The sequence below is a fragment of the Mycobacteriales bacterium genome, assembly GCA_035504215.1.
In the GTDB taxonomy this organism is placed as follows: Bacteria; Actinomycetota; Actinomycetes; order JAFAQI01; family JAFAQI01; genus DATAUK01.
The window spans coordinates 1-6,012 of sequence record DATJSI010000091.1 but is presented as its reverse complement, the minus strand read 5'-3'; the positions used below and the strand labels follow the sequence as shown (position 1 = coordinate 6,012).

Sequence of the window (6,012 nt, the reverse complement as noted above, 5' to 3'; positions counted from 1 at the left end):
CGACCTGGCTCCTCACCGAGCCAGGTCGACGAGGTGCTTGACGACGCATTGCGCCGGGCTCGCTCGGGAGATGAGTCGGGTTTCCTCGAGTTGTGGCGGGCGTTGCAACCACGGCTGCTGCGGTACCTGCGGGTGCACAGCGGCGAAGGCTGTGAGGACGTCGCGGCCGAGACCTGGCTGCAGATCGTGCGGGACCTCCCGAGCTTCATCGGTACGGCGGACGGGTTTCGGGCCTGGTTGTTCACGATCGCTCGCAACCGGGCGATCGACGCGGCACGGGCGCGCGCTGCGCGACCGGTGGTTCCGATCGCGGACGTCGCAGCCGTGGACGCACCTGCGCTCGCGGCCTCGGCGGAGAGCGAGGCGATCGACCGCATCTCCACCAGCCAGGCTCTTGCTCTGGTTGCGTCGCTGCCGTCGGACCAGGCCGAGCTGGTCGCGTTGCGCGTCATCGCCGGGCTCGATGTCGCAGCGGTGGCCCGGATCGTCGGCAAGTCCCCGGGGGCGGTTCGAGTGAGTGTTCATCGCGGGCTGCGAGCCCTGTCTCGCGACCCGCGGGCACAGTCGGAAGAGGTGGTCTGAGTGCGTCGACGCGATGACGACCTGACTGCCTGGTCGGACGACCCTGTCGTGCGGGCGCTGACCGCTCCGGGCACGGACTCCGAGCTGGCCGGCGAGGAGATGGCGCTGGCCGCGTTCCGCGCGACCGCACAGCCTCGTACCCGCCGCCGGTTCGCCGGGCGGCTCGGGGTCGGCGGCTCCGCGCTCACCGTGGCGATCGCATTCTCCGGCGGCGTCGCGGCGGCGTACACCGCGGCGCTCCCGACCTCGGTCCAACACGTAATGAACGTCGTCGGCGGATGGGCCGGCATCCCTGCCCCCACCCACTCCTCGCACGGGCACGCCGGCCATCACAACAAGCACGGTTCGTCGGGTTCGGGCCAGCAGGGTGCGGCAACCGTCCCGACGACCGCCATCCCTGTGCCATCGTCGGCGAATCCGCAGCCGACGACCTCGGCGAGTCATCACGCGGCGCCGAAGCCTGCGGGCAGGTCGAAGTCGTCGCCGCCGGCAGGAGCGAGCTCGCCACCGGCATCGACCTCGCCGGCTCCGACCCCCACCTCGACACCGACACCGACTCCAACGCCGACGCTGAGCACGCCGGTCCCGGCATCGATCACGATCACCTTGTCGGCGACGAAGGTTGCGGTCGGCGGCAGCGTGAGCGTGGTCGGGCATCTGGCGACCTCGAGCGGTGCACCGGTCGCCGGACACCGGATCTGGCTGATCGAGCGCCTACCCGGTCAGTCCACGGTGGCTGAGGTCGACTCGGGTCTCACCGGTGCCGACGGGTCCGTGACCCTTACCGCGAGCGATCTCACGCAGTCGGTCCGACTGCGGCTGCTCGCGGGCGGCGGGGTGCGCAGCGCACCGGTGCTCGTCGTGGTTCTGCCGACGCTCGGCGTGGCGACGAGTCCCGCTGGTTCGTCGTACGTCGTCACCGTCACGGCGACCGGAGCGGAAGCGGGTGACCCGGTCCTGCTGCAGCGGCGGACGGCGGCGGGGTGGGTGGCCGTCACCCAGACCCAAGTCGACTCCACGGGCGGCGCCGAGTTCTCGGTGCCGATTCCGCAGCGAGCGATCCGCTACCGGGTGATCCTGCCGCGAACGTCGGCGCACGGGTTCGCAGTCGCGAGATTCACCGCGCTCCCGAGCTGAAAGGGGACGCCGGTCGGTCCATGGCTCCGGTTCGGAAACACCGGTGCCGGCTCTGCTATCGGCTGCCCCGACCGCTAGACAGGACGGGTGAGCACGGCGGACTGGACCACGCCCGGCGTCGATGAGGTGGCGCCGGGCGTCTACCGGATTCCGTTGCCGTTACCGAACGACGGGTTACGGGCCGTCAACGTCTACGCGGTGACCGGGCCCGACGGACCGGTGCTTGTCGACGCGGGCTGGTCGGTGCCCGAGGCGATGACCCGGCTCAGGGACGCGCTGACCGAGCTCGGCATCGAAATCGGCGACATCGCGCGCTTCCTCGTCACGCACGTCCATCGAGACCACTACAGCCAGGCGATCCGGATTCGTCAGGAGTTCGGCACCAGGGTGAGCCTCGGGGCCGAGGAGCGATGGGCGCTCGACGCGATCATGCGGCCGGGCCGGCATCCGGTGGAGGAGCAGATCCGGATGCTGCGGGAGCTCGCAGCCGATGACCTCGCGGACCAGCTCGAAGCGCACCTCGGTGCGGTCGATCGGATGGACTGGGAGCTGCCTGACGACTGGTTCACGAACGGCGAGGTCATCTCGGTCAACGGTCGTGGGCTCGAGGTGGTCGAGACTCCCGGTCACACCCGTGGTCACGTCGTGTTCCACGATCTCGCCGGCGGGTTGCTGTTCGCGGGTGACCACGTGCTCCCGACGATCACGCCGTCCATCGGCTTCGAGCCGGTCGTCGCGAGCAACCCGCTCGGGTCGTTTCTCGCGTCCCTGGCACTCGTCCGCAGCCGACCCGATGCGATGCTGCTGCCCGCGCACGGACCGGTGACCGGCAGCGTGCATGCACGTGTCGACGAGCTCGTCGAGCATCACCGAGCCCGGCTCGATGCGATGACCGCCGTGCTGGGGTGGGGCGTCGACACTGCCGCCGGCGTTGCCGTGGAGGTGTCGTGGACCAGACGGGGGCGTCGCTTCGACGCGCTGGATCTGTTCAACCGGTTCCTCGCGGTCTGCGAGACCGGCGCGCACCTCGACCTTCTCGTCGCGCAGGGCCGGGTGGCGCTCCAGGTGCGCGACGGTGTGCGCCACTACGCGCTGGTGTAACCGCCTTTACGCCGAACGCACGCGTCGCCGGAGCGTCACTAAGCCCACTGGGTGTCGGCGTGACCGGCGAACGGATCAGCAATCCGTCAGGTTCCGGGTCGATGAAGGAAGTGTCCCCCGAAAGACCTCTCGCGCGCGGAAGGCAACCATGACTCCCACGTCCGGCCTGCCGATCTCACGGCTGCGCCGGCACCGACGGACCGTGGAACCCGAGCCGGTCGAGCGAAGCGAGGTCGAGGCCGAGGAGCCGGTCTTCATCTGCTCGTCGTGCCGGCGGGAGATGGCCGAGATGGAGCGCTCGCGGATCGCCCTCAGTCGTTGCCGCGCGTGCACCTAGGCGTCAGCAGGGCCGGTCACGATCTCTCGTTGTCGGCGCCGCCGGCCAGCTCGGCAAGGTCGGCGTCGACCATGATGCGCGCAAGCTCCGGCGCCAGAACCATCGCCTTCCAGCCGAGCGCCATCGCAGCCTTGCTCGCGTCGCCGACCAGCGAGTCCGCTTCGGCCGGCCGGACGTATCGCTCGTCGAAGCGCACGTGTCGTTGCCAGTCCAACCCGACGTGGTCGAACGCGAACTGCACGAAGTCGCGCACCGAGTAAGGCGCGCCGGTTGCCACGACGTAGTCGTCGGGCTCGTCCTGCTGGAGCATGAGCCACATCGCCTCGACGTACTCCGGGGCGTAGCCCCAGTCGCGTACGGCGTCGAGGTTGCCGAGATACAGGTCTTGCTGCTGTCCGGTCGCGATGGCAGCCGCGGCGCGCGTGATCTTGTGTGTGACGAACGTCGCGCCTCTGCGCGGCGACTCGTGGTTGAACAGGATGCCGTTGCAGGCAAACAGCCCGTACGCCTCGCGGTAGTTGCGAGCCATCCAGTACGAGTAGACCTTCGCAACGCCGTACGGGGAGCGCGGGTGGAAGGGAGTCGTCTCGTCCTGCGGCGGCGGCGCGGCACCGAACATCTCGGAGGACGAGGCTTGATAGAAGCGGGTGGCGAGCCCGGTTGCGCGGATCGCCTCGAGCAGCCGGGTGGTCCCGAGCCCGGTGGTGAGCCCGGTGTACTCCGGCTCGTCGAACGACACGCGGACGTGAGTCTGTGCCGCGAGGTGGTAGACCTCGTCGGGCTGCACCTTGCTGAGCAGCGTCACGAGTCTGGTGCCGTCGGTGAGGTCGCCGAAGTGGAGGAACAACCGAGCGTGTGGCTCGTGCGCGTCGACGTACAGATGATCGAGCCGATGGGTGTTGAACGACGATGCGCGGCGGATGATGCCGTGCACCTCGTAGCCCTTGGCGAGCAACAACTCGGCCAGGTAGGAGCCGTCCTGGCCGGTGATTCCGGTGATCAGGGCGCGCTTGGCCATGTCGTCCCCTCCGATGCGCGTTCGCACAGACTGTAGTGTCTGCGCGCGTGGTCCGTTCCGCACTCATCACCGGCGTCGGTGGGCAGGACGGCGTCCACCTTGCGCGCTTCCTGATCGCACAGGGCTACCAGGTCGTTGGCACGGTTCGGTCCGGCCATCCCGACCAGCTGCGGCTCGCGGCGTACCTCGACGGGGTCGATGTCGTCGAGGCAGACGTTCGCGACGCAGCCGCGATGCGACGGCTGATCTACGAGGCTCGACCCGACGAGGTCTACAACCTGGCCGCGCTGAGCTCGGTCGGCTCGTCGTGGGTCGACGAGCGCGAGGTCGCCGAGGTCAACGGGGTCGCCGTCGGCCGGCTGCTCGAGGTGCTGCTCCGCTACCGGGACGAGTGCGGCTCGGCGCCGAGGTTCTTCCAGGCGTCGAGCGCAGAGATCTTCGGGCCTGCACAGGCGCATCCACAGACCGAGCGGACGCCGCGGCAGCCGCTCAGCCCGTACGGGTTGGCGAAGCTGACCGCGCACGAGACGGCGACCCGCTTCCGGGACCGCTACGGCCTGCATGTCAGCAACGGCATCCTGTTCAATCACGAGAGCCCGTTGCGGCATCCGAGATTCGTCATCCGCAAGATCTCCCAGGCGGCAGCCGCGCTTGCCACCGGAGGCAGTGCCGACCTCGCGCTCGGCACGCTCGAGATCCGGCGCGACTGGGGCGCCGCCGCGGATGTCGTCCGCGCGATGTGGCTCATGCTCCAGCAGGACGTCCCGGACGACTATGTGATCGCGACCGGGGTGTCGACCTCATTGCGGCAGCTCGCGGAGATCGCGTTCGCCGTAGCCGGCTTCGACGACCCGTGGCGGTTCGTCCGAGAGGATCCCGCCATCGAACGACCTATGGACCCGCCGCAGCTGTGGGGCGATGCGACGCACGCCCGCGAGATCCTCGGGTGGGTGCCGGGAAGAACACTCACCGATGTGATGAAGGAAATGGTCGAGGCCGACATCGAACGGTTGCGTCGCGGCGTGGCGGAATCGCCCGACTTGCTCTCGGGACGAACCTGAGCGGAGTTCTCACCTTCTCGTCGTACGGTTGCGCGCATGGAGGAGACGGTTGCCGTCGAGGTGGTCGAGAAGCTGCGCGCGCGCTCGGTCTTCGCGCATGTGAACCGCCGGGCCGGCGTCTACAACGTCGGTGTGCGGGTGGTGATCCCGGACGGGCGCGAGGCCATCTGGGACAACGACGGCGCTGCCGGCCTCGAGGCGATGGTGCTGCGCGACGGCATCCTGGTCGGCTTCGTGCCGCAGATTCCCGACAGCGATGAGCTCGACGCGGATGCCATCGTTGCGATCATCGCGGCAACGGACTACGACGCACCGGTCGACGCGGATCCGCCCTCGCCACCGGCAGCTGCTCCTCAGCAGCCGGCGCCGGCGCCGTCAGCCGCGGCTCGCCCGGCCGCTCCACCGCCTCCGGCCCCGGCGGCGAAGCGGTGGACGGACCGGATTCGCCGGCGCGGCTGAGCCGGGCGCGTCAGGCGGCCGCTCGTGGGTAGGTACTCCTCCGAGATCGAGACACCGGAGGCGCAACGATGATTCGACGACTGGCTCGTCCGCTCCTCGGAGCGGCGCTGATCAGCTCGGGCCTGGAAGCCTGGCAGGGCATCGATCGAAGGACTGCCCACGCGGAACGGCTGGGCGTGCCGGAGCCCGTCCGCACGACCCGCGCGGCGGCGGCGATCCAGATGGGCGGTGGAGCGCTGCTCGTCCTCAACCGGATGCCGAGGCTGGTCGCGCTTGCGCTCGCGGCGACGGTGATCCCCGAGGCGGTCACCGGCCAC

At 69.7% G+C, this 6,012-nt stretch carries 8 protein-coding genes; 7 read left to right on the top strand and 1 reads right to left on the bottom strand.

Annotated features, from left to right (window positions below):
* The 4 genes from VME70_11495 to VME70_11480 form a co-directional block, all read left to right on the top strand.
* A partial coding sequence (locus VME70_11495) for a sigma-70 family RNA polymerase sigma factor (protein HTW20821.1) occupies positions 1–582 on the top strand: 582 nt, incomplete at its 5' end.
* Positions 583–1,719: a hypothetical protein gene (locus VME70_11490; GenBank protein HTW20820.1), complete on the top strand. Its 1,137-nt coding sequence runs from the start codon at positions 583–585 to the stop codon at positions 1,717–1,719.
* Positions 1,720–1,806: 87 nt separating this feature from the next.
* A complete protein-coding gene (locus VME70_11485; protein HTW20819.1) occupies positions 1,807–2,820 on the top strand; it encodes an MBL fold metallo-hydrolase in 1,014 nt (337 codons plus the stop codon).
* Positions 2,821–2,968: 148 nt separating this feature from the next.
* Positions 2,969–3,157, top strand: a complete 189-nt coding sequence (locus VME70_11480) for a hypothetical protein (GenBank protein HTW20818.1) — start codon at positions 2,969–2,971, stop codon at positions 3,155–3,157.
* A gap of 16 nt (positions 3,158–3,173) precedes the next feature.
* Here the strand turns inward: VME70_11480 and gmd are convergent, their stop codons facing one another.
* On the bottom strand, positions 3,174–4,175 hold the full coding sequence (gene gmd / locus VME70_11475; protein HTW20817.1) for a GDP-mannose 4,6-dehydratase: 1,002 nt from the start codon (positions 4,173–4,175) through the stop codon (positions 3,174–3,176).
* Positions 4,176–4,222: 47 nt separating this feature from the next.
* On the opposite strand from gmd, the gene VME70_11470 reads away from it, so the two are divergent.
* From VME70_11470 to VME70_11460, 3 genes are all read left to right on the top strand, one after another.
* Entirely contained in the window at positions 4,223–5,236 is a 1,014-nt protein-coding gene (locus VME70_11470) for a GDP-mannose 4,6-dehydratase (GenBank protein ID HTW20816.1), read from the top strand.
* A gap of 36 nt (positions 5,237–5,272) precedes the next feature.
* On the top strand, positions 5,273–5,695 hold the full coding sequence (locus VME70_11465) for a hypothetical protein (GenBank protein HTW20815.1): 423 nt from the start codon (positions 5,273–5,275) through the stop codon (positions 5,693–5,695).
* A gap of 68 nt (positions 5,696–5,763) precedes the next feature.
* The coding region (locus VME70_11460) for a DoxX family protein (protein HTW20814.1) at positions 5,764–6,012 on the top strand (249 nt) is incomplete at its 3' end.

Bases quoted from the DNA above. Each gene is read 5' to 3' on its own strand.
- VME70_11480 (HTW20818.1), top strand. From the start codon at position 2,969: ATGACTCCCACGTCCGGCCTGCCGATCTCACGGCTGCGCCGGCACCGA.
- gmd (HTW20817.1), bottom strand. From the start codon at position 4,175: ATGGCCAAGCGCGCCCTGATCACCGGAATCACCGGCCAGGACGGCTCC.
- VME70_11465 (HTW20815.1), top strand. From the start codon at position 5,273: ATGGAGGAGACGGTTGCCGTCGAGGTGGTCGAGAAGCTGCGCGCGCGC.